Annotated in this window: 23 protein-coding genes; 9 read left to right on the top strand and 14 right to left on the bottom strand. The window is 66.5% G+C overall.

Annotated elements, in window-relative coordinates; genetic code table 11:
* Positions 1-28 precede the first annotated feature (28 nt).
* From JWQ90_RS19630 to JWQ90_RS19620, 3 genes are read right to left on the bottom strand one after another with little or no spacing between them, the layout of a single operon-like run.
* Positions 29-880, bottom strand: coding sequence for a MaoC family dehydratase N-terminal domain-containing protein (locus JWQ90_RS19630; protein ID WP_299696713.1), 852 nt, complete (start codon positions 878-880; stop codon positions 29-31).
* Between the two features lie 17 nt (positions 881-897).
* A complete protein-coding gene (locus JWQ90_RS19625; RefSeq protein ID WP_299696712.1) occupies positions 898-1,707 on the bottom strand; it encodes an enoyl-CoA hydratase in 810 nt (269 codons plus the stop codon).
* A 53-nt stretch (positions 1,708-1,760) separates the two neighbouring features.
* On the bottom strand, positions 1,761-2,630 hold the full coding sequence (locus JWQ90_RS19620) for a MaoC/PaaZ C-terminal domain-containing protein (RefSeq protein ID WP_299696711.1): 870 nt from the start codon (positions 2,628-2,630) through the stop codon (positions 1,761-1,763).
* A 215-nt stretch (positions 2,631-2,845) separates the two neighbouring features.
* On the opposite strand from JWQ90_RS19620, the gene JWQ90_RS19615 reads away from it, so the two are divergent.
* The 3 genes from JWQ90_RS19615 to JWQ90_RS19605 are packed head-to-tail and all read left to right on the top strand — an operon-like array spanning position 2,846 to position 4,778.
* Positions 2,846-4,096, top strand: coding sequence for a cytochrome P450 (locus JWQ90_RS19615; protein WP_299696710.1), 1,251 nt, complete (start codon positions 2,846-2,848; stop codon positions 4,094-4,096).
* A 10-nt stretch (positions 4,097-4,106) separates the two neighbouring features.
* Positions 4,107-4,271, top strand: coding sequence for a rubredoxin (locus JWQ90_RS19610; protein ID WP_299696709.1), 165 nt, complete (start codon positions 4,107-4,109; stop codon positions 4,269-4,271).
* Positions 4,272-4,310: 39 nt separating this feature from the next.
* Entirely contained in the window at positions 4,311-4,778 is a 468-nt protein-coding gene (locus JWQ90_RS19605; protein WP_299696708.1) for a nuclear transport factor 2 family protein, read from the top strand.
* Positions 4,779-4,811: 33 nt separating this feature from the next.
* Here JWQ90_RS19605 and JWQ90_RS19600 read toward each other — a convergent pair whose 3' ends face one another.
* The 3 genes from JWQ90_RS19600 to JWQ90_RS19590 form a co-directional block, all read right to left on the bottom strand.
* The gene (locus tag JWQ90_RS19600; protein ID WP_299696707.1) at positions 4,812-5,573 is read right to left on the bottom strand and encodes an SDR family NAD(P)-dependent oxidoreductase; all 762 of its coding nucleotides are present in this window, start codon (positions 5,571-5,573) and stop codon (positions 4,812-4,814) included.
* Positions 5,574-5,606: 33 nt separating this feature from the next.
* A complete protein-coding gene (locus JWQ90_RS19595; protein WP_299696706.1) occupies positions 5,607-6,416 on the bottom strand; it encodes an enoyl-CoA hydratase-related protein in 810 nt (269 codons plus the stop codon).
* A gap of 208 nt (positions 6,417-6,624) precedes the next feature.
* Entirely contained in the window at positions 6,625-7,506 is an 882-nt protein-coding gene (locus JWQ90_RS19590; protein WP_299696705.1) for a helix-turn-helix transcriptional regulator, read from the bottom strand.
* Between the two features lie 236 nt (positions 7,507-7,742).
* Here JWQ90_RS19590 and JWQ90_RS19585 point away from each other — a divergent pair, with 236 nt between their 5' ends.
* From JWQ90_RS19585 to JWQ90_RS19560, 6 genes are all read left to right on the top strand, one after another.
* Positions 7,743-8,513 (top strand): SDR family oxidoreductase, encoded by a 771-nt coding sequence (locus JWQ90_RS19585; RefSeq protein ID WP_299696704.1) that lies wholly within the window; start codon positions 7,743-7,745, stop codon positions 8,511-8,513.
* Between the two features lie 319 nt (positions 8,514-8,832).
* Positions 8,833-9,930, top strand: a complete 1,098-nt coding sequence (locus tag JWQ90_RS19580) for an NAD-dependent epimerase/dehydratase family protein (RefSeq protein ID WP_299696703.1) — start codon at positions 8,833-8,835, stop codon at positions 9,928-9,930.
* 104 nt (positions 9,931-10,034) lie between these two features.
* A complete protein-coding gene (locus JWQ90_RS19575) occupies positions 10,035-10,550 on the top strand; it encodes an SDR family oxidoreductase (protein ID WP_299696702.1) in 516 nt (171 codons plus the stop codon).
* Positions 10,551-10,557: 7 nt separating this feature from the next.
* Positions 10,558-11,061 carry a nuclear transport factor 2 family protein gene (locus JWQ90_RS19570; RefSeq protein WP_299696701.1) on the top strand — a complete coding sequence of 168 codons (504 nt, stop codon included), beginning with the start codon at positions 10,558-10,560 and terminating at the stop codon, positions 11,059-11,061.
* A 69-nt stretch (positions 11,062-11,130) separates the two neighbouring features.
* A complete protein-coding gene (locus JWQ90_RS19565) occupies positions 11,131-12,366 on the top strand; it encodes a cytochrome P450 (protein WP_299696700.1) in 1,236 nt (411 codons plus the stop codon).
* 28 nt (positions 12,367-12,394) lie between these two features.
* Positions 12,395-12,919, top strand: coding sequence for a nuclear transport factor 2 family protein (locus JWQ90_RS19560; RefSeq protein WP_299696699.1), 525 nt, complete (start codon positions 12,395-12,397; stop codon positions 12,917-12,919).
* A gap of 95 nt (positions 12,920-13,014) precedes the next feature.
* On the opposite strand, the gene JWQ90_RS19555 is transcribed toward JWQ90_RS19560, so the two are convergent.
* The 8 genes from JWQ90_RS19555 to JWQ90_RS19520 all read right to left on the bottom strand — a co-directional run bounded on the left by JWQ90_RS19555 (position 13,015) and on the right by JWQ90_RS19520 (position 21,483).
* Complete coding sequence (locus tag JWQ90_RS19555) at positions 13,015-13,809, bottom strand: enoyl-CoA hydratase/isomerase family protein (protein WP_299696698.1); 795 nt, start codon at positions 13,807-13,809, stop codon at positions 13,015-13,017.
* A 32-nt stretch (positions 13,810-13,841) separates the two neighbouring features.
* Positions 13,842-14,996 carry a thiolase gene (locus JWQ90_RS19550; RefSeq protein WP_299696697.1) on the bottom strand — a complete coding sequence of 385 codons (1,155 nt, stop codon included), beginning with the start codon at positions 14,994-14,996 and terminating at the stop codon, positions 13,842-13,844.
* Positions 14,997-15,022: 26 nt separating this feature from the next.
* Positions 15,023-15,838: an SDR family oxidoreductase gene (locus JWQ90_RS19545; RefSeq protein WP_299696696.1), complete on the bottom strand. Its 816-nt coding sequence runs from the start codon at positions 15,836-15,838 to the stop codon at positions 15,023-15,025.
* Between the two features lie 45 nt (positions 15,839-15,883).
* Positions 15,884-17,068 carry an acetyl-CoA C-acyltransferase gene (locus JWQ90_RS19540; protein ID WP_299696695.1) on the bottom strand — a complete coding sequence of 395 codons (1,185 nt, stop codon included), beginning with the start codon at positions 17,066-17,068 and terminating at the stop codon, positions 15,884-15,886.
* A 15-nt stretch (positions 17,069-17,083) separates the two neighbouring features.
* Positions 17,084-17,965, bottom strand: a complete 882-nt coding sequence (locus JWQ90_RS19535; protein ID WP_299696694.1) for an SDR family NAD(P)-dependent oxidoreductase — start codon at positions 17,963-17,965, stop codon at positions 17,084-17,086.
* A gap of 67 nt (positions 17,966-18,032) precedes the next feature.
* Positions 18,033-19,097: an acyl-CoA dehydrogenase family protein gene (locus JWQ90_RS19530; protein ID WP_299696693.1), complete on the bottom strand. Its 1,065-nt coding sequence runs from the start codon at positions 19,095-19,097 to the stop codon at positions 18,033-18,035.
* Positions 19,094-20,254, bottom strand: a complete 1,161-nt coding sequence (locus JWQ90_RS19525; RefSeq protein ID WP_299696692.1) for an acyl-CoA dehydrogenase family protein — start codon at positions 20,252-20,254, stop codon at positions 19,094-19,096. Before JWQ90_RS19525 ends, JWQ90_RS19530 begins: the two co-directional genes overlap by 4 nt.
* Positions 20,254-21,483, bottom strand: coding sequence for a CaiB/BaiF CoA-transferase family protein (locus JWQ90_RS19520; RefSeq protein ID WP_299696691.1), 1,230 nt, complete (start codon positions 21,481-21,483; stop codon positions 20,254-20,256). The genes JWQ90_RS19525 and JWQ90_RS19520 overlap by 1 nt, the downstream gene beginning before the upstream one ends.
* Positions 21,484-21,486 lie beyond the last annotated feature (3 nt).

Below are 21,486 nucleotides of genomic sequence, written 5' to 3'. Positions count from 1 at the left end.
GTGCGTTCCGTTTCTTGGGGCGGTTGGTTCAGCTGGCCTGGATCTGGGCGTAGCCGTTGTTCATCACGACGCTGTCGCGTTCGATCGACTTCACGCGGAACGCCATGCGGCCCTCGCCGAGCTGCCAGATCTCGGTGCGCAGGGTTTCTGCCGTGAACACCGGGCCGGTATAACGCAGCCCGATCTGCTGCAGGCGCACGGCATCGCCGCCGCAGGCGCCGAGAATCAGCGCGCGCCCGGCGAGCCCGAACGCGCAGACGCCGCGCAGCATCGACTGCGCCGCGCCGCCGCCCGCGTTGCGCGCGGCATCGAAGATCGCGGGCAGCTTGTAGGGCGCGTCGTCGTCGCGCGGCGTCGGCAGCTCGATCACCGCGTCGGGCGCGCGATCCGGCGGCGCCGGGCGCGGCTTGGGCGCCTCGCCGGTCGCGCCGCCCTGGCCGCCGTTGCCGCGCAGGAACATCGTCACCTTGACCGTGGCCAGGTGCTCGCCGGACGCGTCGACCAGGCGCGCGCTTTCGTACATCAGCGCGCCCTTGCCGGCGCCCTTGTCGTAGATCTCGTCGACCGCGAACTGCGCGGTGATGCGGCCCCGCGGCGGCAGCGGGCGGTGCAGCGTCACCGCTTCTTCCGCGTGCAGCATGCGCGTCCAGTCGATGCCGGTTTCGGGCTCGTTGGTCCACAGCGCGCCGGCGCTGCCGAGAATCACCGCCATCATCGGCAAGGCTAATTCGCCGTCGATGTAGGGCTGCTCGATCGCCGCGTACGCCGGCGCCAGGCCGGCGCCGATGGCGTGCGCGAACGCGGCGCAGGCTGCGCGATCGTAGTCTTCGCTGGCCGCTGCGATCGGCCAGTGTTTGACGGTCTGATAATCGAATGGCACGTCGTTGCTCTCGCGGCTCAGGATTTGACGCCGGCGTTGTTCTTCGCCGCTTCGATCGACTTGGCCATGCCGGCCGCGACCACGTCCTTCCATTCCTGCGTCGAGGTGCTCAACAGGTGCGTATCGAAATGCGCGGCCAGCGAATTGCGGAAGCCCTGCATGTCGGCGGTGCGGTTGAGCGAGCGCTTGATCATGCGAATGGCCACCGGCGGCGCCAGCGCGATGTGCTGGGCCAGCTTCATGGTGAAATCTTCGAGTTCCGCGCGCGGCACCACGTGGTTGATCATGCCCCACTCCTTGCCCTCGGCCGCGGTGAGCTTCTGGCCGGTGAACAGGAACTCCTTGGCCTTGCGCGTGCCCATGACCCAGGGATGCACCAGCACCTCGACCGCGGCGGCGGCGAGGCTGTGCACGACCGGGTCGGAGAACAGCGCGTCTTCGCTGGCGACCATCAGATCGCACATGTTGGCGACCATGAATCCGCCTGCGATGCAGGCGCCCTGCACCTGCGCGATGGTGGGCTTGGGGAAATCCCAGATGCGCAGCGCGTTGCCGTAGTAGTGCTCGATCTCCCACAGCCAGTGCTGCTCGGGCGTGAAGCTGCCGCGCGTGGCGAGGCCGTCGGTGAGGTCGTGACCCGCGGAGAAGTGCTTGCCCTTGCCGCCGAGGATCAGCACGCGGATGGCGTCGTCGTTCCTGGCGCGTTCGAGCGCGTGGTCGAGCTCGCCGAGCAGCTGCTCAGTTTCGGCGTTGCCCTTGTCCGGGCGGTTGTGGCAAACGCGCAGCACGGCGCCGAAGACCTCATAGCTGATCTGCTGGTATTCCATGGTTCAACCTCGCTGGCTTGCGGCAGGCGCAAGCGGGATGGACGGCGATGGCTTCATGCTTCGAACTCCGCATAGCCGTTGCTCAGCGCGATCACGCCGCGCTCGACTATGCGCACGCGAAACGCGGCGGCACCTGCACCGAGCGTCCACACTTCCAGCGCGAGCGTCTCGCCGGGATAGATCAGATCGGTGAAGCGCAGGTTCAGCACGCGCAGGCGCTCGGGCCGGTGGCCGCAGAGCAGGCCGACGATGCCGCGCCCGGCCATGCCGTAGGCGCAGAGGCCATGCAGGATCGGCTGGCGGAAACCGGCTTCGGCCGCGGCCGCGGGGTCCACGTGCATCGGGTTGTCGTCGCCCGAGAGCCGGTACAGCGCGGCCTGTTCGGGGCGCGTCGTCAGCGTGAGCTTGAAATCCGGCTCGCGATCTTCGGGCAGCGCCTGCGGGCGCGGTGCACCCGTGGCCGGGCCGCCGAAGCCACCCTGGCCGCGGATGAATGCCGACAAGGCGACGGTGGCATACAGGCTGTCGTCGGCCGCATCGTGGATGCCGAAGGAATAGAACAGCACGGCGCCCTTGCCCGCGCCCTTGTCGTAGATCTCGTCGACCTTGGCGCGTCCCACGATGCGCCCCGCGGCCGGCAGCGGCTTGTGGATCTTCAGGAACTGCTCGCCGTGCACCACGTTGCGCCAGTCGATGCCGGTACCCGGTGCGCGCATCCACATGGGATCGTTGCCGAGCACGGTGGCCATGGTCGGCAGCGCGCGCAGCTCGGGGCCGTAGATGTATTGCAGCTCGCCCGCGCTGACGTCCGACGGCTGGCCGGCGCCCACGCCCAGGGCGTAGAGCATCGTGTCCCGCGCAGTGAATGCCTGCTCGATCGGCGCGATCGACCAGTTCTTGAGGGTTTCATAGACCAGCGGCACGACTTCTCCTCACATCGGTTTCAGAGTCGTTTCCTAGGCCCCGCTTCTATAAGAGCGGGTGGCACAACCTGTTACGCAATATCGCTCCGCTCCTCCAAAACTGTCAAGTCGTTAGTTTTAAGATTGACTTCTTCGAGAGTTAATTGCACGATCGTGCAACGGCTTTTATGATGCATCGCTGAGCATCCGTCAGTCATAGCCCATTGAGGCCCGCCATGCATCGGTCCAACCGCATCGCCGATTTCGACGACCCGTCCTTCGATCCCTTCGCGACTTTCGAGTCGGCGACCCAGTCGGGCTCGGGCGAAGACCCGTATGCACGCCTGGCGGAGATGCGTCGGCAGAAGTCGGTGTTCGAGCTCGATTACCGCGAGCTGCTGGGCTCGCCGCCGGACCTGACCATGCAGGGCCTGCCCAAGTACATGGTGCTGGGCGCCGCCGACATCCAGCAGGTGCTGGAAACGCCGCAGCTGTTCTCCAACACCATCTTCGAGCGCAACGTCGGCCTGTGCTTCGGCCGCAGCCTCACGGTCATGGACGCGCCCGAACACACGCGCTATCGCCGGCTGTTCCAGAAGGCCTTCATGCCCAGCGTGGTGTCGAAATGGGGCGACACCCTGGTCGACCCGGTGGTGCACGGGCTCATCGAAGGCTTCAAGGGCAAGGGCCGCGCCGATCTGGTGCGCGAGTTCACCCAGTACTACCCATTCCAGATCATCTACCGGCAGCTGGAGCTGCCGCAGGCCGACATCGCGGTATTCCACAAGCTCGCCGTGGGCCTGACCTGCATCGTGGTCGACGTCGCGCACGGCGTGGAGGCCTCGCAGAAGCTCGGCGCCTACTACGCGCTGTTGCTGGACGAGCGCCGCAACGGCGGTGGCAGCGATCTCGTGAGCACGCTGGCGCAGGCCGAGATCGAGGGCGAGCGCCTGCCCGACGAGGTGCTGGTGTCGTTCCTGCGCCAGCTGATCAACGCGGCCGGCGACACCACGTATCGCGCCACGAGTTCGCTGCTCGCGGGCCTGCTGAGCAACCCCGATCAGCTGGACGCGGTGCGCCGCGATCGCGCGCTGATCCCCGCGGCCATCGAGGAAGCGCTGCGCTGGGAACCGCCGGTGACGGTATGCCCGCGGCTGACGCTGCAGCCGGTGGTGCTCGACGACGTGCAGATTCCGGCCGGCGCCGAGATCGACGCCATGACCGGCGCCTACAACCGCGACCCCGCGCGCTACGACAAACCCGACCGCTTCGACATCGGCCGCAAGCCGCTGCGCCACATGGGCTTCGCCTACGGCGCGCACGTCTGCATCGGCCAGCACCTGGCGCGCGTGGAGATGACGCGCGCACTCAACGCGCTGTTCGATCATCTGCCGAACCTGCGGCTCGACCCGGACTACGAGCCGCCCCAGGTGACGGGCGTCAACATGCGCGTGCCGGCCGCGGTACACGTGCGCTTCGACGCCTGAGGCCGCTGCCGTGAAAACCTGGCAGTGCCTCAGCTGCGGTTTCATCTACGACGAAGCGCTGGGTCTTCCGCAGGAAGGGATTGCGCCCGGCACGCGCTGGGAGGACGTGCCGACCGACTGGAAGTGCCCGGACTGCGGCACCGGCAAGGCGGACTTCGAGATGGTCGAGTTGTAACGGCGGCGCGCAGACAGACAGAGATCGGGAGAAAACATCGTGCTCAAACTGCAGGAAATATCGGATCGTCTCGAAATCCAGCAACTGATGACCGACTACGCCAGCGCCATCGACCGACGGCGGTTCGATGAGCTGGATCGCGTCTTCACGCCCGATGCCTATATCGACTACCGCGCCATGGGCGGCATCGACGGACGCTTTCCCCAGGTCAAGGCCTGGCTGAGCCAGGTGCTGCCGGCGGTCTTCGTCTCCTACCTGCACATGAACGGCAATCTGTCGATCCAGCTCGACGGCGATCGCGCCACTTCGAGAATGATCTGCTTCAACCCGATGGTGATGGACGTGCCGGGCAAGGGCCGGCACACGATGTTCGTCGGCCTCTGGTACGACGACGCGCTGGTGCGCACCGCGGACGGCTGGCGCATCAGCGAGCGCCGCGAGGAAAAGTGCTTCGACCACAATCTGCCGGAAGGCTTCGGCGCTCCCGAGATCGACAGCGCAGGCTGAGTGCGCAGCCCGCGCTGGCCTGCGATCGCGCTGTCAGCGCGCCGCCATTCTCAGCGACGCGTCCAGGCGGATGGTCTCGCCGTTCAGATACACGCTCTCGACGATGTTGATCGCCTGCTTCGCATATTCCTCGGCGCGTCCCAGCCGCTGCGGGAACGGAACGGTCACCGCCAGGCTCGCGCGCACGTTCTCCGGCAGGCCGGCCATCATCGGCGTCTCGAACAGGCCCGGCGCGATCGTGCAGACGCGGATGCCCGAGGCCGCGAACTCGCGCGCGGCCTGGATCGTCAGCGCGATCACGCCGCCCTTCGACGAGGCATAGCTGGCCTGGCCGATCTGGCCTTCATAGCCCGCGACCGACGCGGTGTTGACGATCACGCCGCGCTCACCGTCTTCGAGTGGATCGAGCTTCATCATGTCGGCCGCGGCCAGGCGCAGCGTGTTGAAGGTGCCGACCAGGTTCACCTCGATGCCCTTGCGGAACTCGTCGAGCGCCATCGGCCCGTTCTTGCCGACGATCCTGGCCGCCGGCGCGATGCCCGCGGTGTTGATCAGGATGCGCGCTGCGCCATGCGCCTCGCGCGCCGCGGCGACGGCCAGCTCGGCACTGTCGGAACTGGTGACGTTGCACTGCGCCGCGAAGCCATCGATCTCGGCGGCGACGGCTTTCGCGAGGTCGATATTGAAGTCCAGTATCGAAACCTTCGCGCCGGCCTTGGCCAAGGCACGCGCCGTGGCGGCGCCAAGCCCGGATGCGCCGCCGACGACAAGCGCTGCTACCCCTTTGATATCCATCTGCTGCTCCTGCTCCGATTGTTTGATTCCGGCCTAGCGACCTTCGAATTTCGGCTTGCGCTTGCCGAAGAACGCTTCCAGAGCCTCGCGGAAGTCGGCGCTGCCGGCATTGCCTGCGAACTGCGCGGCTTCCTCGTCGAGCTGCGCATGCAGGCTGCGCGAGCCGCTGTCGCGCAGCAGCCGCTTGATGCTGCGCAGCGCCAGCGGCGCGGAATCCGCGAGCCGCCGCGCGAGCTTGCGTGTTTCTTCTTCGAGCGAGGCCAGCGGCACCACGCGATTGACCAGGCCGAGGCGCAAGGCCTCGGCCGCGTCGAGATTGTCGCTGAGCATGATGATCTCCATGGCCTTGCGCAGGCCCACCAGGCGCGGCAGCGTCCACGAGGCCGAGCAGTCCGGCGAGTTGCCGACCTTGGCGTAGGCCATGTTGAACACCGCGTTGTCGGCCGCGATGGCGAGGTCCGCGGCCAGCGCCACGCTCATGCCGGCACCGGCCACCGCGCCGTGCAGGCTCGCCAGCACCGGCTGCGGCGCCGTGGCCAGGCCCTCGACCGCGTCGTGGATCGGGCCGATGAGTTCGCGCGCGGCATCCGGCGCCTTCTCACCCGCGGCGCGGAAGAACGCGAGGTCGCCGCCGGCGATGAATGCGCGGCCCGCAGCAGTCAACAGGATCACGCGCGTGGCCGGGTCGGCCGAAGCCGCGGCCACCGCGTCGCGAAACGCGATCGCCGTCGTCACGTCGACCGCGTTGAGCACTTCGGGGCGGTTGAAACGGATCTCGGCGATGCCGTCGGTGATCGTCAGCAACACCGGCGCAGAACTGCTGTGGATCATGGTCTCGCTCATGCGTGCTTTTCGCTCTTTCCGGGGAAGCGTAGATAATTTGTAGATAATTTTCTGACAATCCCTTAGTTCGAAGATTATCTCATAGTCCGGCAGCCACCTGGCTGCGGATAAACGCCTGATCGGACTGGCGACCATCGTCCGGGACCATACCCGCCAGACGTGCGGATCGGCCCTTGCTACCGAGTCATCCCTGCAGCATGCCCAGCCCCTAGGCGGCGCGGCCGCAGCGGTTGCGCTGGCGGTAGCCGCTCGGCGTTTCGCCGCTGCTGCGGCGGAAAGCCACGGCGAAGCTGGCCGCATGGCGGAAGCCCAGCTGGATCGCGATGGCCTTGAGCGGCAGCTCACCATCGGCTAGCAAGCTGCGCGCACGCGCCAGCTGGCGCGCAGCGAGGAACTGCTGGACGGTTTCGCCAGTGCTGGCCTTGAACATGCGTTCCAGGTGCCGAACGCTGACGCCGCACATTCGTGCCAGCTCCGACAACCGCGGCTGGCGCTCGGCTTCAGCACTATCGGTGATGCGGCGCAGCTGCCAGCTGGTTAGGCGGCCGTTGCCCGATTCGCAGTCGGCGCGGCGCAGGTGCAAGTAGCGGCCCACGTCGATCAGCAGCGAGGTGCTCAGCGACTCCATCAGCGTGCCAGAAGCGAGCCCCGGTGACAGCAACTCGCGCGCCATGCGCGTAAGCGTGTTGCGGATTTCCGGGTCGCGCAGATCGAGACCGGCGAGCAGCTCCGGTGCGGAGTACTCGATGCGGCGATCGAGCACGCTTTCGAGCTGCCGCGGTTTGACCCGGCATACCAGCAGTCGCTGCGCCCCTCCATTTGAACGGGCTCGCATCTCCTGACCTGCCGGAGCGAAATTGACGTAGCCGGCCTTGCAATAATGCCCGCGCAGCGGCTCGAACTCCACGCTCACGCTTTCCGGTAGCGGCGATAGCGACAGCCAGATCACGTGGTCACGCAGCACCTCCAGCGCCTCCGTCGGACGCTCCCACTCGCAATCGTAGATCTGGCACTCCATCCCAGGCAGCGCGATGCTGGCCTGAAGACGTGAAGACGCTTCTAGACTCACAGGCTTTTGGCTCGGCGTCATGGTTCTCCTCCGCGGCGCGTCCTTACCCAAGGGACATTATGCGCGCAAGGGCCTGGCCCATGAATATTTCACTTGCAGCATCTGCGTGATGGGCGCCGCTCGCCATGACGGATCCTCAACATGATGGCGCACATGCGAAACGAGATTTGCTGCCGCCCTGGCGTCTTCACCCCTATTCTTCATCGCACGCAACCACCACGTTGGCGGCGACTCCAAAACGAACAGAGAGGCGAACAATGGCGAACGCATCGACCTGGCCGTGCGTGGCTTTCAACTATTCAGGCGCACATGTGCTGGTCACCGGCGGCACTAGCGGCATCGGCGCAGGTGTTGCGCAGGCCTATCGCAAGGCAGGTGCCAGCGTCACCATTACCGGCACTCGCGGGTCCGCCGACAAATACGAAGAAGATCTGTCCGGCTATCGCTATCTGCAGCTGGACGTCACCGATAAGGCCAACATCGCGCGGGTCGCGGCGGAGCTGACGCAACTCGACGTGCTGGTACACAGCGCCGGCATCGGCCTGGCCAGCATAGGCATCGACGAATCGATCCCGGACAACTTCGCCATCGCCATCGAGATGCACCTGACGTCCGTCTATCGCCTGTCTCACGCCTGTTTTCCGCTGCTGGCCAAAAGTAAGCTGCAAGGCGGCGGCAGCATCATCGGTATCGCCTCGATGGCATCGTTCTTCGGCATGCCGATCGTGCCGGGCTACGGCGCCGCCAAGGGCGGCCTGGTACAGCTAATGATGACGCTGTCGATTACCGGCGCGCCGCAGAACATCCGCGCCAATGCCGTTGCCGCCGGCATGACCGCCTCGCGCCAGACATCGGTGGTGACCAATCGCCCCGAAGCCTTCGCACCGATGCTGTCCCGCACGCCACTGGGACGCTTCGGCGTACCGGACGACATCTCGGGCCCAGTGCTGTTCCTCACCAGTCCCGCCGCCGCCTACATCACCGGCCAGACGATCAACGTCGACGGCGGCTTCTCGATCGCAGGATGAACCCCATGAGCAACTCGCTTCCGCCGGTCCATCGCTGGAATCCAGCCACGCAGCCGGCCGCACCGCCGCAGCGGACGCGCCCGGGCTCGATCTCCATCGCTCTGGCCAGCCTGTCGTCGCCGCTGGCGCGGCCGCGGCCTGGAAGCGATCCATCTGAGCGAAATGGCGCTCGCCGGCGAACCAAAACATCGCGCGGCATTGCAGGCCTACATCCTTGCCCACGAACAGCTGCTGGCTCAGAGCCCGCCGAAAAACCGCTGGTATTGATTCTGGCTTCAGGGCGAGATCGACCAGGTCAGGGTGAAGCTGGGATAAGGTCATGAGCACTGGAACGATTCTCGTGGTGGGGGCTTCCGGTTTTGTCGGGGCCGCAGCTGTTCGCAGGCTGGTGGCCGATGGCCGCCGAGTGCTGGGGGTGGCACGACATGCGCCGAGCATTCCGGTGGCCGGCGCCGAGTACTTGCAGCTCGACCTGCTCGATGCCGTGGCCTGCGCCGCAGCGGCGGCGAAACTGGCTGATGTCACCCGCGTGGTCTACGCCGCAGTCAACGAGACACCGGGCAGCCTGGTGGCCAGTTGGACCGATCCGGATTACATCGTCCGCAACGGCCGCATGTTCGCCAATCTGCTCGATGCCTTGCTGCCGCAGGCGCATGGGCTGCGCCACATCTGCGTGATCCACGGCACCAAGGCTTACGCGGTGCATCGCGGCGACGAGTTCCGCAAAGTGCCGCTGCGCGAAAGCCTGCCGCGACCGGACAACGACGATTTCTATTTTCGCCAGGAAGACGAGCTGCGCCGTCGCGCACAGGGCCAAGCCTGGAGCTGGACCGTGCTGCGCGCGCCGGTCATCGCCGGCGGCGGTCGCGACAGTAATCTGAATTCGGTACTGGTGATCGCGATCTTCGCGGCCATTCACAAGGCGCTTGGCATTGCCCTTCCCTTCCCTGGTGCGCGCGACCAGCAGGGCGTGGTGGAAATGGTCGATGTCGACTTGCTGGCCAAGGCCATCGCCTGGAGCGGCGGCGCGCCGAGCGCGCACAACCAGATCTTCAACGTCACCAATGGCGATGTCTTCAGCTGGCGCGACCTGTGGCCAATCCTGGCGGATGCCTTTGGCGTCACGGTCGGCGAGTCGCAGGAGATCTCGCTGCAGCGTTTCGTCGACGACCATGCCGATACCTGGGCTCAGCTGGTCGAGCGCCACGGCCTGACAGCACCGCGCGATCCTCGCCGGTTGCTCGGCGAATCCTGCGCACTGGCCGACTTCATGCTCTACAGCAGTGGCCGCTGCTCGGTACTGACAAGCACCATCAAGATTCGCCAGGCCGGCTTTCACGAGTGCATTGACACTGCCACGAGCCTGCTCGGATGGATCCAGCGCTGGCGCGACGACGGCCTGCTGCCACCTCGCTGAAGCGCCCCACCGACAAAGCAGCGAAGGACACACATGGCCGGCTCCCGCGCAAACACCATCGACATCGGTGATCTCAACGCTCCGCTGTCTTCAGGAGTATCCGCATGAACATTCGTGGCAAGCGCGTCATACTGCTCGATCCCGCGGAGAACATCACCGAGGCACACTGGGACCGCATGCTGAACATCAACGCCAAGGGCACGATGTTTACCAACCAAGCCGCCTTCCGGCACCTGAAGACCAAGGGCGGGCACATCGTCAACTTTGGCTCCGCTGCAGGCGTCATCGGCATGCCAGGTGGTGCGGCCTACTCCGCGTCCAAGGGTGCCGTCACCAGCTGGACCCGTACCGTGGCCAAGAAGTGGGCGCGATACAACATCCGCGTGAACGCCGTTGCTCCGGGCATGTGGACACCGATGTACGACAAGCATCGCGCGCAGATGACGCCGGAAGAACTGAAGGTGCACGACGCGATGCTCGCTGTGATGATTCCGCTGGGCGGAAAGTTCGGCAACCCGGACACCGATCTCGCGCCGATGCTGCTGTTCCTGGTCAGCGATGGGGCGCGCTTCATCACCGGGCAGACGCTGGCGGTGGACGGCGGCGTGCTGATTCCTTAGGCGCAGCATGTCAGCCCTTCAAGAGCAGCTCGCCGATCGAGCCGCCATCAGCGATGTGGTGCTGGGCTATGCCACCGCGCTAGACCAGCGCGACTGGCCCTTTCTTCGCAGCTTGTGCGCGGACGTCATCGGTGTCGACTACAGCAGCTTCCAGCCCGGCTTCGCCTTGACCTTAGCCTCGGACGAGTGGGTAAAGCTCATGGCCGGTGGCTTCGGTGGCTTCGATGCCACACAACACATCAGCAGTAACCATGTGCACTGCATCGAAGGTGATCACGCCATCTGCGTGTCGTATCTACAGGCCAGCCATTTTCTCGCCGCCGGAGACATCACTGCCTGCGCCACCGTGTTCGGCTATTACACCAACCGGCTGCTGCGTACGCAGCAGGGCTGGAAGTTTGAACACATCACCTTGACCGTGAAGGCTCGCACCGGCGATCTGAGCGTCTTTTCAAGGGCCGCCGCAAGGCATGCTGCAGACCGTCAGGACGAGAGGCCTGCAATCAGTTGAAAGCCTCTTTTCGCGCCCTGGCGCTTCGATGACGAGCCGAGCACCCCAACCCACCGCAGGAGAATCACCATGGATTTGAGTCAGACCCCGGCACCGCCGCCCGTACCCAGCCACGTACCCAACGACCTGGTGCGCCATTCGTATCCGATGTCGCTGGGCACCGTGACGGCGGAAAACCCCTACGAGACCATCATTCCTGCCCTGCACCGGGACTATCCGCCCGTGTTCTATTCCACCAACGGCTATCCCGGCGGCCAGCCGATGTGGGTGTTCCAGCGGCGCAAGGATCAAACAGATATCTACCAAGACACGGAGCACTTTTCGAGCAAGGATTTTTCGCCGTTCGCAAAGCTGCTCGGCGAAACCTGGAGCCCGATTCCGACGGAAATCGATCCGCCGCAGCATCAGTACTATCGCAATCTTCTGAACCCGCTGTTCTCACCCAAGAAAATGGCGACGCTGGAAGCAAGCGTGCGCCAGTTCGCGCAGGAGGCGGTCGCGAAGATCCAGGCCAAGGGTGAGTGCGACTTCATGCAGGACCTCGCTTTCCAGTTCCCGATCCAGGTGTTCCTGGAGTTGCTGGGCTTGCCACTCGATGAATTGCCGAAGTTCATGCGCTGGGAATTGATGATGACGCACCCGCGCTCGCTGGAAGAGATGACCGAGGGCGCGCGACTGGTGCGCGACTTCATGGTTGAAACCATCGAACAGCGCAGCCGCGAGCCGCAGGACGATTTCCTCACCTACGTGATCCACAGCGAGCTGCAGGGCCGCAAGCTGACGCGGGACGAGATGCTCGGTTTCGGATTTCTGCTGTTCCTCGCGGGGCTGGACACGGTGTCCACGCACATCGGCCTGCTGTTCCGCCATCTGGCTGAACACCCCGAGCATCAGAACCTGCTGCGCGCGCAACCGGAGCTGATTCCCCTCGCGGTGGAAGAATTCCTGCGTGCCTACGCAGCGGTGACGACATATCGCACCTGCATCAAGCCCATTTCGATCGGCGGCGTGCAGCTGATGCCGGGCGACCGCGCCGCGATGGTGACCTCGTTGTCCGGCCGCGACCCCGAAGCCTTCGACAATCCCGGCGAAGTGAGGCTGGACCGCAACCCGCGCCACACCACCTTCGCCTCAGGCCCGCATCGCTGTATCGGCGCGCCTCTGGCGCGGCGCGAGCTGACCATCGCGATGGAGGAGTTCCTGAAGGCGATTCCGGAGTTCCGCATCAAGCCGGGCGTCGAATTGCTCACCTCGATCGGCCCCATCATTCAGCCGCTCTCGCTGCCGTTGGTATGGGAATCATGAGCAAACGCTTGGTCTTTCTGGGGGCGCGATGACGCATGATGAACTGGCGGCGATGGTACGGACGCTGGCCGATCGTCAGGCGCTAAAGGATCTGATCTACCGCTATTGCCGAGCCATGGATCGTTGCGACGCGGAGCTCGGCTACTCCCTATGGCATGACGACAGCCGGGCCGATTACGGCTCGCTGTTTCGCGGCAGCGGACGCGACTTCATCGACTTCGCCCTTCGCCTGCATAGGGAGACATTCATCACGCACTCTCACCAGATAACCAACATCGGGATGACACTCGACGGCGACCGTGCGGTCAGCGAAAGTTACGTTACCACCGCGCTGCGCTACCGCAACGGCGAGCAGCTGGTGCAGACCACGGGCCGTGGGCGCTACTTGGATCGCTGGTCGCGCCGCTCCGGGCGCTGGGCTCTTGACGAGCGCCGCTATGTTCACGACTTGGACGATACCCGCGGTATCGACGCTTGGATGGCGGAAGGTGAAGGGCGTCGCGATGTCAGCGATGCCTCCTACGATTACCTGCTGCCTAAGGATTTCTCGTGAGAAATCGAATGCAGCCGGACTTCAGCCTGCTCGATCTTGGATCTAGAGAAGGCTGAAGCTTGACCTGATAGCCTCCCGACTTCATCGGGCCGTCGTCACTCGTGCGTGAACCTGGGCTTGCGCTTTTCGCGGAAGGCGTTGATCGCTTCCTGATGATCCTGGGTCTGCCCGGCGATCATCTCGTAGGCCATGCCGGCGTCCATCATGCTGTGCGCGAGTTGGCGCAGGCCGATGTTGACCGTGGCCTTGGTCCAGCGCAGCGACTGTACCGGCATCTTCAGCAGGCGCTGCACGTAGGCATCCACCGCGGCGTCGAGCTGATCCGCCGGCACGGAAGCGTAGATCAGCCCCATCTGCGCCGCTTCCGGCGCCTTGATCAGATCGCCCGTGAACATATAGTGCTTGGCGCGCGCGTAGCCGATGAACTGCGGCAGCATCAGGCCGCCGCCGTCGCCGGCGATCAGGCCCACATTGTTATGCGGATCGCCGAAGCGCGCGGTATCCACCGCGAACACGATGTCGCTGAACAGCGCCAGCGTCGTGCCCAGGCCGATGGCGTCGCCGTTGACCTTGCAGATGATCGGCTTGTCGCAGTCGAGCAGGCTGAAGGCGATGCGCTTGGCCTCGCGGATCGTGCGATGCATGAGCTTGGGCTCGTCGCGCAGCTTCTGCATGTATTCGAGATCGCCGCCGGCGGTGAAGGCGCGGCCGGCACCAGTGACGACGATGAGGTCGCTGTCGTCGTCCTCGGCAGCATCCGTGAAGATGCGCGACATCTCGCGATGCCCGGCCTCGCTGAAGGCGTTGAGCTTCTCGGGATTGTTGAGGGTGATGTTGAGCACCTTGCCGGCGCGCTCGACCTTGAAGAACGTGTAGTGCGAGAAATCCATGGTGGAGTTTTCCTAGAGGGGAACGATGCAGGTCAGAGGGTTGCGGCGGTGCCGAGAATCATCGTGGCCTCGCTGGACAGCACGCCGCCGTTGGCATGGGCCAGCGCGAGTTCGGCGCCGGCTACCTGGCGCGCGCCGCCGTGGCCGCGCAGCTGCACACAGGCCTCCACCATCGTGAACAGGCCGTACATGCCCGGATGGCAGCACGACAGGCCGCCGCCGTTGGTGTTCACCGGCAGCTCGCCGCCCGGCGCGATGCGGCCTTCGGAGACGAAGCGCCCGCCCTCGCCCTTGGGGCAGAAGCCCAGGTCTTCGAGGAACAGGATGGTGTTGATGGTGAAGGCGTCGTAGAGCTCGACCACGTCGATGTCCGCGGGCTTCACGCCGGCCAGCGCGAACGCGCGCTTGCCGGATTCCAAGGCCGGCGTGACCGTGAGATCGGCCATCTGGTCGATGCTCGCGTGCTCCACCGCCGCGGCGGCGCCGAGGATGTAGACCGGATCGGCGCGCAGGTGCTTCGCGCGGTCGGCACGCGTGATCACTAGCGCGGCGGCGCCATCGGTGATCAGGCAGCAATCGCGCGCGCTGAGTGGATCGGACACCATGCGCGCCTTGACGCACTCTTCCACCGTGAGCTCGCCCTTGCCGTACATGAAGGCCTCGGGATTGAGGTTGGCCCAGCGGCGTGCGGCCACCGCGACTTCGGCGAGCTGCTCGCGCGTGGTGCCGTACTGGTGCATGTGGCGCGCGGTGGCCAGCGCATACGAGGACAGCGGGTTCATCGGCTTGTACGGCGTTTCGAACGGCGAGCTCTTGCGCAGCGTCACCAGGCCGCCGGCGCTGCGCTGGTTGCTGCCGTACAGGATCAGCGCGCAATCGATGTAGCCGGCGTCGAGCATCAGCGAAGCGACGATGGCATGACTCAAAAACGCCGAGCCGCCGGTGCGATTGCAGTCGCTGTAGCGCGGACGGATGCCCAGATACTCGGCGGCGGCGAGGCCGCCGAGCGCATCGTCCGGCAGCGCCACGAACAGCGCGTCGACGTCGGGCAGCGTGAGATGAGCGTCGGCCAGCGCCCGCGCGGCTGCCTTGGCGGCCATGTCGAGCGGACGATGCCCGGGGCATTCGCCCATGCCGTAGGTGGCGGCGCCGACGATGGCGGCGCGGCCGCGCGGGAAGGTTTCCATTCGCTTCGAAGTCCGGTGGGCGTGGATCAGGCGGCGACGTGAGCGGCCGCGGCCTTGTCCATGTAGTCCTTGAGATCGGCGTGCATGGGGTTGTGCATGGTCAGGCCGCCGTCGATGCCGTAGATCTGTCCGGTGATGTAGCCCGCCTCGCTGGATGCGAGGAAGGCCACCAGCGCGGCGATGTCCTCGGGCTTGCCGAATTCCAGCAGCGTGTGGCGCTTGAGGATTTCCATCATGCCGGGCGGCGAGCCTGCCAGCGCCGGCGTCAGCACCAGGCCGGGCGCCACCGCATTGCAGCGCACGCCGACGTGCGCGTACTGCGAGGCCACGTACTTGGTCAGCGTGTAGATGGCGCCCTTGGACACGCCGTAGGCGATGCGCACGAGGTCGCCGCGATCACCGGCGCCCGAGGCGGTATTGACGATGGAACCGCCGCCGCTCTTGATGATGTGCGGAATGGCGTACTTGCAGCCCAGCAGGTAGCCGCGCAGGTTGACCTGCATCACGCGGTCCCAGATCGCGATGTCGATGTCCACCGCGGTGGTGTCGCCCATCTGGATCGGCGCCGAGATATCGGCGGCGTTGTTGTGCAGCACGTCGAGACGACCGAAGTGCTGGACCGTGGCCTCCACCATCTTCTGAATCGACTCGGCCTCGGCGGCGTCGAACTGCACCGCGAATGCGGCGGAGCCGATCTCCTTGGCCAGTGCTTCGGCGCGATCGCCGGACACGTCGGCCACCGCCACCTTGCCGCCTTCGGACACGATGCGGCGACACACCGCCGCGCCGATGCCGGATGCGCCGCCGGTCACGATCGCCACCTTGCCTTCGAATCTGTTCATTTTCTTCTCCTCATTACCGCGTTGATAAGTTCAGGCGCTGCGCGCTCAGTACACTTCGAACAGGCCGGCGGCACCCATGCCGCCGCCCACACACATCGTCACCACCACGTATCGGGCGCCGCGCCGGCGTCCTTCGATCAGCGCATGTCCGGTGAGCCGCGAGCCGGTCATGCCGAAGGGATGGCCCAGCGCGATGGCACCGCCGTTGACGTTGAGCAGATCGGGATCGATGCCCAGCGTGTCGCGGCAATACAGCGCCTGGCAGGCGAAGGCCTCGTTGAGTTCCCACAGGCCGATGTCGCCGATCTTCAGGCCATGCTTCGCGAGCAGCTTGGGGATCGCGTACACCGGGCCCACGCCCATCTCTTCGGGCGGATTGCCCACCACCATCATTCCGCGATAAGCACCCAGCGGCTGCAGGCCGCGGCGCGAAGCCAGGCTCGCTTCCATCAGCACGCAGGCAGAAGCGCCGTCGGACAGCTGGCTGGCATTGCCGGCGGTGACCACGCCGCCGCTCTTGATCACGGATTCGAGCGCGGCGAGCTTCTCCAGCGTGGTTTCGCGCGGACCTTCGTCGCGCGTGAGTGTCACTTCCTGGTAGCTCACGGCCTTGCTGGCCTTGTCGACGATCTGCATGGTCGCGGTGATCGGCACGATCTCGGCATCGAAGCGCCCGGCCTGCTGCGCGGCGGCGGTGCGCTGCTGCGACACCAGCGAGAACGCATCGGCGGCCTCGCGCGAGATGCCGTACTTCTTCGCCACGAACTCCGCCGTCTGCAGCATCGGCAGGTAGGCGTGCGGCGACAGCGCGATCACGTTCTCGTCCTTGTCGCGGATCGCCCATTCCAGGTAGGGCTGCGACAAGGCGCTGACGTTCTCGGAGCCGCCGGCGACGACCACGTCCATGCCGTCGACGATGATCTGCTTGGCGCCGGTGGCGATCGCCATGAGGCCCGAGGAACACTGGCGGTCGATGGTCTGGCCCGAGGCGGTTTCGCCCAGGCCCGCGGCGAGTGCGGCCACGCGCGCGAGGTTGCGGCCCGCAGTGCCGGCGGTGAGCGCAGCGCCGATCAGCACATCCTCCACTTCGGCGCCGTCGATGCCGGCGCGCGCGACCGCGTGGCGGATCGCGTGCGCGGTCAGCGTCGGCGACTTGATGTGGTTGAGCGCGCCGCGGCCGGCACGGCCGATCGGCGTGCGCGCGGTGGAAACGATGAGGGCTTCACGCATGGCGAGGGCGCCAGCTCAGACGATGGCGGAGCGATGCGGAACGCGCGGATCGCCAAGGTACTGGCGATAGCTCGGCGGCTCGACGCCGCCGGCGTCCTTGATGCCGTATTCCTGCGCCAGCTCGGCGACGATGAAGGTGTGTCCGGAACGCTCCATCAGCTTGGGGTCCAGATACTGCGCCGCCAGCACATGACCGCCGAACTCCGGCGTCTCGGTGACCTTGAAGCTGCCGGCATCACCGGCGTCGTAGCCTTCGGGCATGTCGGCGGTGACCAGCGCGTGGCGCTCGGTGGCCACCGCGCCGAACCAGTACGACACCGCAGCCACGCCGTACTCGCGCAGGTCCACCGCCATGTCGGCCGCGAACTTGTCGTGCCCGGCTTTCTGCGCGCCGTAGATGGGCCCGTGAATGTACGACACCGAGCCGTAAGTCGAGGTGTTGCAGATCAGGCCGCGACGCTGCGCGACCATCAGTTTGGCGGCGTGCCAGCTGGCGATGAACGACGAGCGCAGGCCGACATCGAGCAGGCGCACCGTGTCCAGCGACTTCTCCCAGAAGCCGCCGTGGGCAAAGATTTCGTTGTTGATATAGGCCGCGTTGTTGACCAGGATGTCGAGCCGGCCGTTCTGTTCCTTGGCCACGCGCTCGAACAGGCTGGCGATCTGCTCGTCGCTACTGAAATCGCAGGTCACGCCGATGCCCTTGCCGCCCGCGGCCGTGACCTGTTCGGCGGCCTCGGCCACCGAACCGGGGAACTCGCTCTGCCCGGCGCTGGCGGTGCGTCCGGTGACGTAGACGGTGGCGCCGTGCGCGCCCAGCGCCACGGCCATGCCGCGGCCGACACCGCGGCTGCTGCCGCTGACGACGGCGACGACGCCCTTGAGATCCTGAGTCATGGTGTTCTCCTTGATGCTGGTATTGGATGGCGGCTGCGATCGGCAGTCGCGTTGGGATTGGCGAGCTTCACGGCGCGCTCGCGGTGATGCCGGTCCACAGCGCGGCGGCGCCTGCGGCCAGCGCCTGGCGGCCCAGACGCTCGGCCCACCAGCCGTCGCTGCCGGCCTCGTCGCGCCACTGCCAGAGCCGGCGTGTGTGGTAATGCAGCAGGTGTTCGTCGGTGGTGCCGATGGCGCCGAATACCTGGTGCGCGATGGCCGCGCCGCGCGTGGCCGATGCGGCGGCGCGGATCTTCGCGACCGCGGCGCCGCGCTCGGCCGCAGCGGCATCGCCGCCGTCGAGCTGCCGTGCCGCATAGCCGGCAGCGACTTGCGCCGCGGCGCTGAGTTCGGCCAGTTCCGCGATCTGGTGCTGGATCGCCTGGAACTTGCCGATGGTCTTGCCGAATTGGCTGCGCGTGTTCGCGTAGTCGATGCACAGCGCGAGTACCTGCGAAAGGCTGCCGGCCAGTTGCAGCGCGCGCAGCACGGCCAGCGGCGCGAGCAGGCCGGTTTCGCCGAGCACCGCGGGCGCCGCGACGGCTTGCAAGGGCCGCGCTCCGCGGAAGCGCGCACGCGCGGCGGGCAGGCGGTCGAGCGTGCGCTGCGGCGTAAGTTCGGCGTCGAGAGTCGAGAGCAGCACCAGTTGCCGCGCGCCGGCGCCCTGCGCGACGGCGACGATCACCTGGGCCTGCGGCGCCCAGGAAACCAGCGCGTCGTCGCCGCTCACGCATCCATCGCCGTCGATCTGCAGCAGAGCGCCGGCGACCGCGAGCGGCGCGGCCGGCGCTTCGATGCCGGCCAGGCCCAGCACCCAGGCCGCGAGCATGGTTTCGCCCAGCGGCACCGGCGGCAGCTGCGAGCCCAGCAGCTGCAGCAGGCCATCGGCCTGCGCCCAGGCAAGGCCGGCGCCGCCGACCGATTCCGCGGCCAGCGCCAAGGCCGCGCCGATCTCGCTGATCTCGTTCCACAGCGCCGCGTCGAACACGTTGTGCTCGGCGGCCACCAGCGCCTCGCGCGTGACGGTCTTGGCGAACAGCCTTGCGAGCTGGTCGCCCAGCGGGCCGGCGATGTCGTCGTTGTCGCGGCTCATCGCAGCCCCAGCCCACGCGCGATGATGCCGCGCATGATTTCACGCGTGCCGCCGCGCAGCGAATAGCTCGGCACGCTCTGCACCAGGTAGGCCTGCATTTCGGAGAGCGTATCGCCCTCGGTGATCACCGGCGCGTTGTCGGTGATCTCGCGCACCAGTTCGGGCAGGCGCTGTTCGAAACTCGTGCCCAGGTCCTTGGTCAGCGCAGCTTCCTGCGCAGGCATGTGGCCGGCCGCGAGCTGGCCGAGAATCGACAGCGACATCTCGCGCAGCGTGACCACGTCGGCCAGCGCCTCGCCGATGCGGCGCGCCGACAGGCGATCCGCCGTGCCGGCCGCGTGCACGGCATCGATGCTCAGCGGCAGCAGCGGGAACGAGCTCATGTAGCGATCGGGCCCGCTGCGCTCGAAGGCGAGCTCGGCGTTGGCCTGCGCCCAGCCCTCGTTCTCGCGGCCCACCAGCGACTCGTCGGGCACGAACACGTCGTCGAACACGATCTCGTTGAAATGCGCCTCGCCGGTAAGATCGACGATCGGCCGGATTTCCAGGCCCGAGGACTGCAGGTCGATCAGGTACTGCGACAGGCCCTTGTGCTTGTCGACTTCGGCGGTGCCCTGCGAGCGGAACAGGCCGATCATGAAATCGCAGTCGCTGGCGTAAGTCGTCCAGATCTTGCGGCCGTTGAGCTTCCAGCCGCCGTCGACGCGCGTGGCGCGCGAGCGCAGCGAGGCCAGATCCGACCCCGAACCCGGCTCCGACAGGCCGATGCAAAACGCGGCCTCGCCCGAAGCGATCTTCGGCAGGAAGCGCTGCTTCTGCGCCTCGCTGCCGATGCGCAGCATCAGTGGGCCGCTCTGGCGATCGCCGACCCAGTGCGCGCCCACGGGCGCTCCTGCTGCGAGCATTTCCTCGACCACGACGTAGCGCTCCAGCGCCGAGCGCTCGTGACCGCCATAGGCCCTGGGCCAGGTCATGCCGATCCAGCCGCGCCGGCCGACTTCGCGGCTGAAAGCGCGATCGAAGCCCGTCCACGAGTGACCGATGTCCCAGCCGCTCCAGCCCTGCGAAGCCTCGGCCAAAAAGGCACGGACCTCGCGGCGCAGGCCGTCGAGCTCACGCGGGATTTCGAAGGCCGGATAGTGGAAGGCGGTGCTCATCAGATCACGTTCGCCGCGCGCAGCTGCGCGAGACGCTCGGCGCCCAGGCCCAGCCATTCTTCGAGCACTTCGGCCGTGTGCTCGCCGGTCAGCGGCGGCGCGATGCGGTAGGTCACGGGCGACTCGGAGAAGCGCATCGGGCTCGCGGTGGTCTTCACCTTGCCCATCACCGGATGCTGCAGCTCCACCACCACACCGCGCGCCTGCACCTGCGGGTCCTGCTCGACGGCGGCCATGTCGTTGATCGGCCCGCAGGACACCGTGCCCTCGTTGAGCAGATGCACCCACTCGGCCTTGGTCTTGCCGCGCAGCGCCTCGGCGACCAGGCTCTTGAGCAGCGGGCGATTGGCCACGCGCGCACCGTTCTTGGCGAAGCGCGCATCCTCAGCCCACTCCGGATGGCCGAGCAATCTGGCCAGGCGCACGAACTCGCGGTCGTTGAAGGTGGCGATGAGGATGTAGCCGTCCTCGACCTCGTAGACACCGTAGGGCGCCGCGCTGGGATGATCGTTGCCGGTGCGGCCCAGCTGCGTGCCGGCATTGAACCAGGCCGAGAAGGTGTTGAGCATCGCGCCCAGCTGCGCTTCGAACAGCGAAACGTCGATGTGCTGGCCCACGCCGCTGACATGGCGACGATTGAGCGCGGCGAGAACGCCGATGGCCGCATACAGGCCGGCGCAGATGTCGGAGATCGGCACGCCCACGCGCATCGGGCCGGCACCGGGCTCGCCGTCGCGCGGACCGGTCACCGACATCACGCCGGCCATGGCCTGCACCAGGTAGTCGTAGCCGGAGCGCGTCGAATACGGGCCGGTCTGGCCGAAGCCGCTGATCGAGCAGTAGATCAGCCTGGGATTGATCTTCTTGAGGTCCTCGTAGCCGAGGCCGTACTTGTCGAGCGTGTGCGGGCGATAGTTCTCGATCAGCACGTCGGCCTTGAGCACGAGTTCACGCAGCAGCTGCGCGCCTTCTGGCTGCGCGTAGTCGACCGTGATCGAGCGCTTGTTGCGGTTCACCGACTGCGCGTAGGTCGACTCGCCGGTGTCGTTGCCGTGCTCGTCCTTCATCCACGGCGGGCCGACGCGGCGGCAATCGTCACCCTCGCCCTGGCGCTCGATCTTGATCACCTCGGCACCGAGATCGCCGAGGATCTGGCCCGAGTACGGCCCCGCGATCACACGCGTCATGTCGAGGACGCGTACGCCGTCAAGGGCTCCGGGTGAAAACATTTC

It is taken from the genome of Hydrocarboniphaga sp. (genome assembly GCF_028291725.1).
Classification (GTDB): Bacteria; Pseudomonadota; Gammaproteobacteria; order Nevskiales; family Nevskiaceae; genus Hydrocarboniphaga.
Note: the sequence above shows the minus strand (reverse complement) of the source record. Positions and strands in the feature narration are given on the sequence as shown.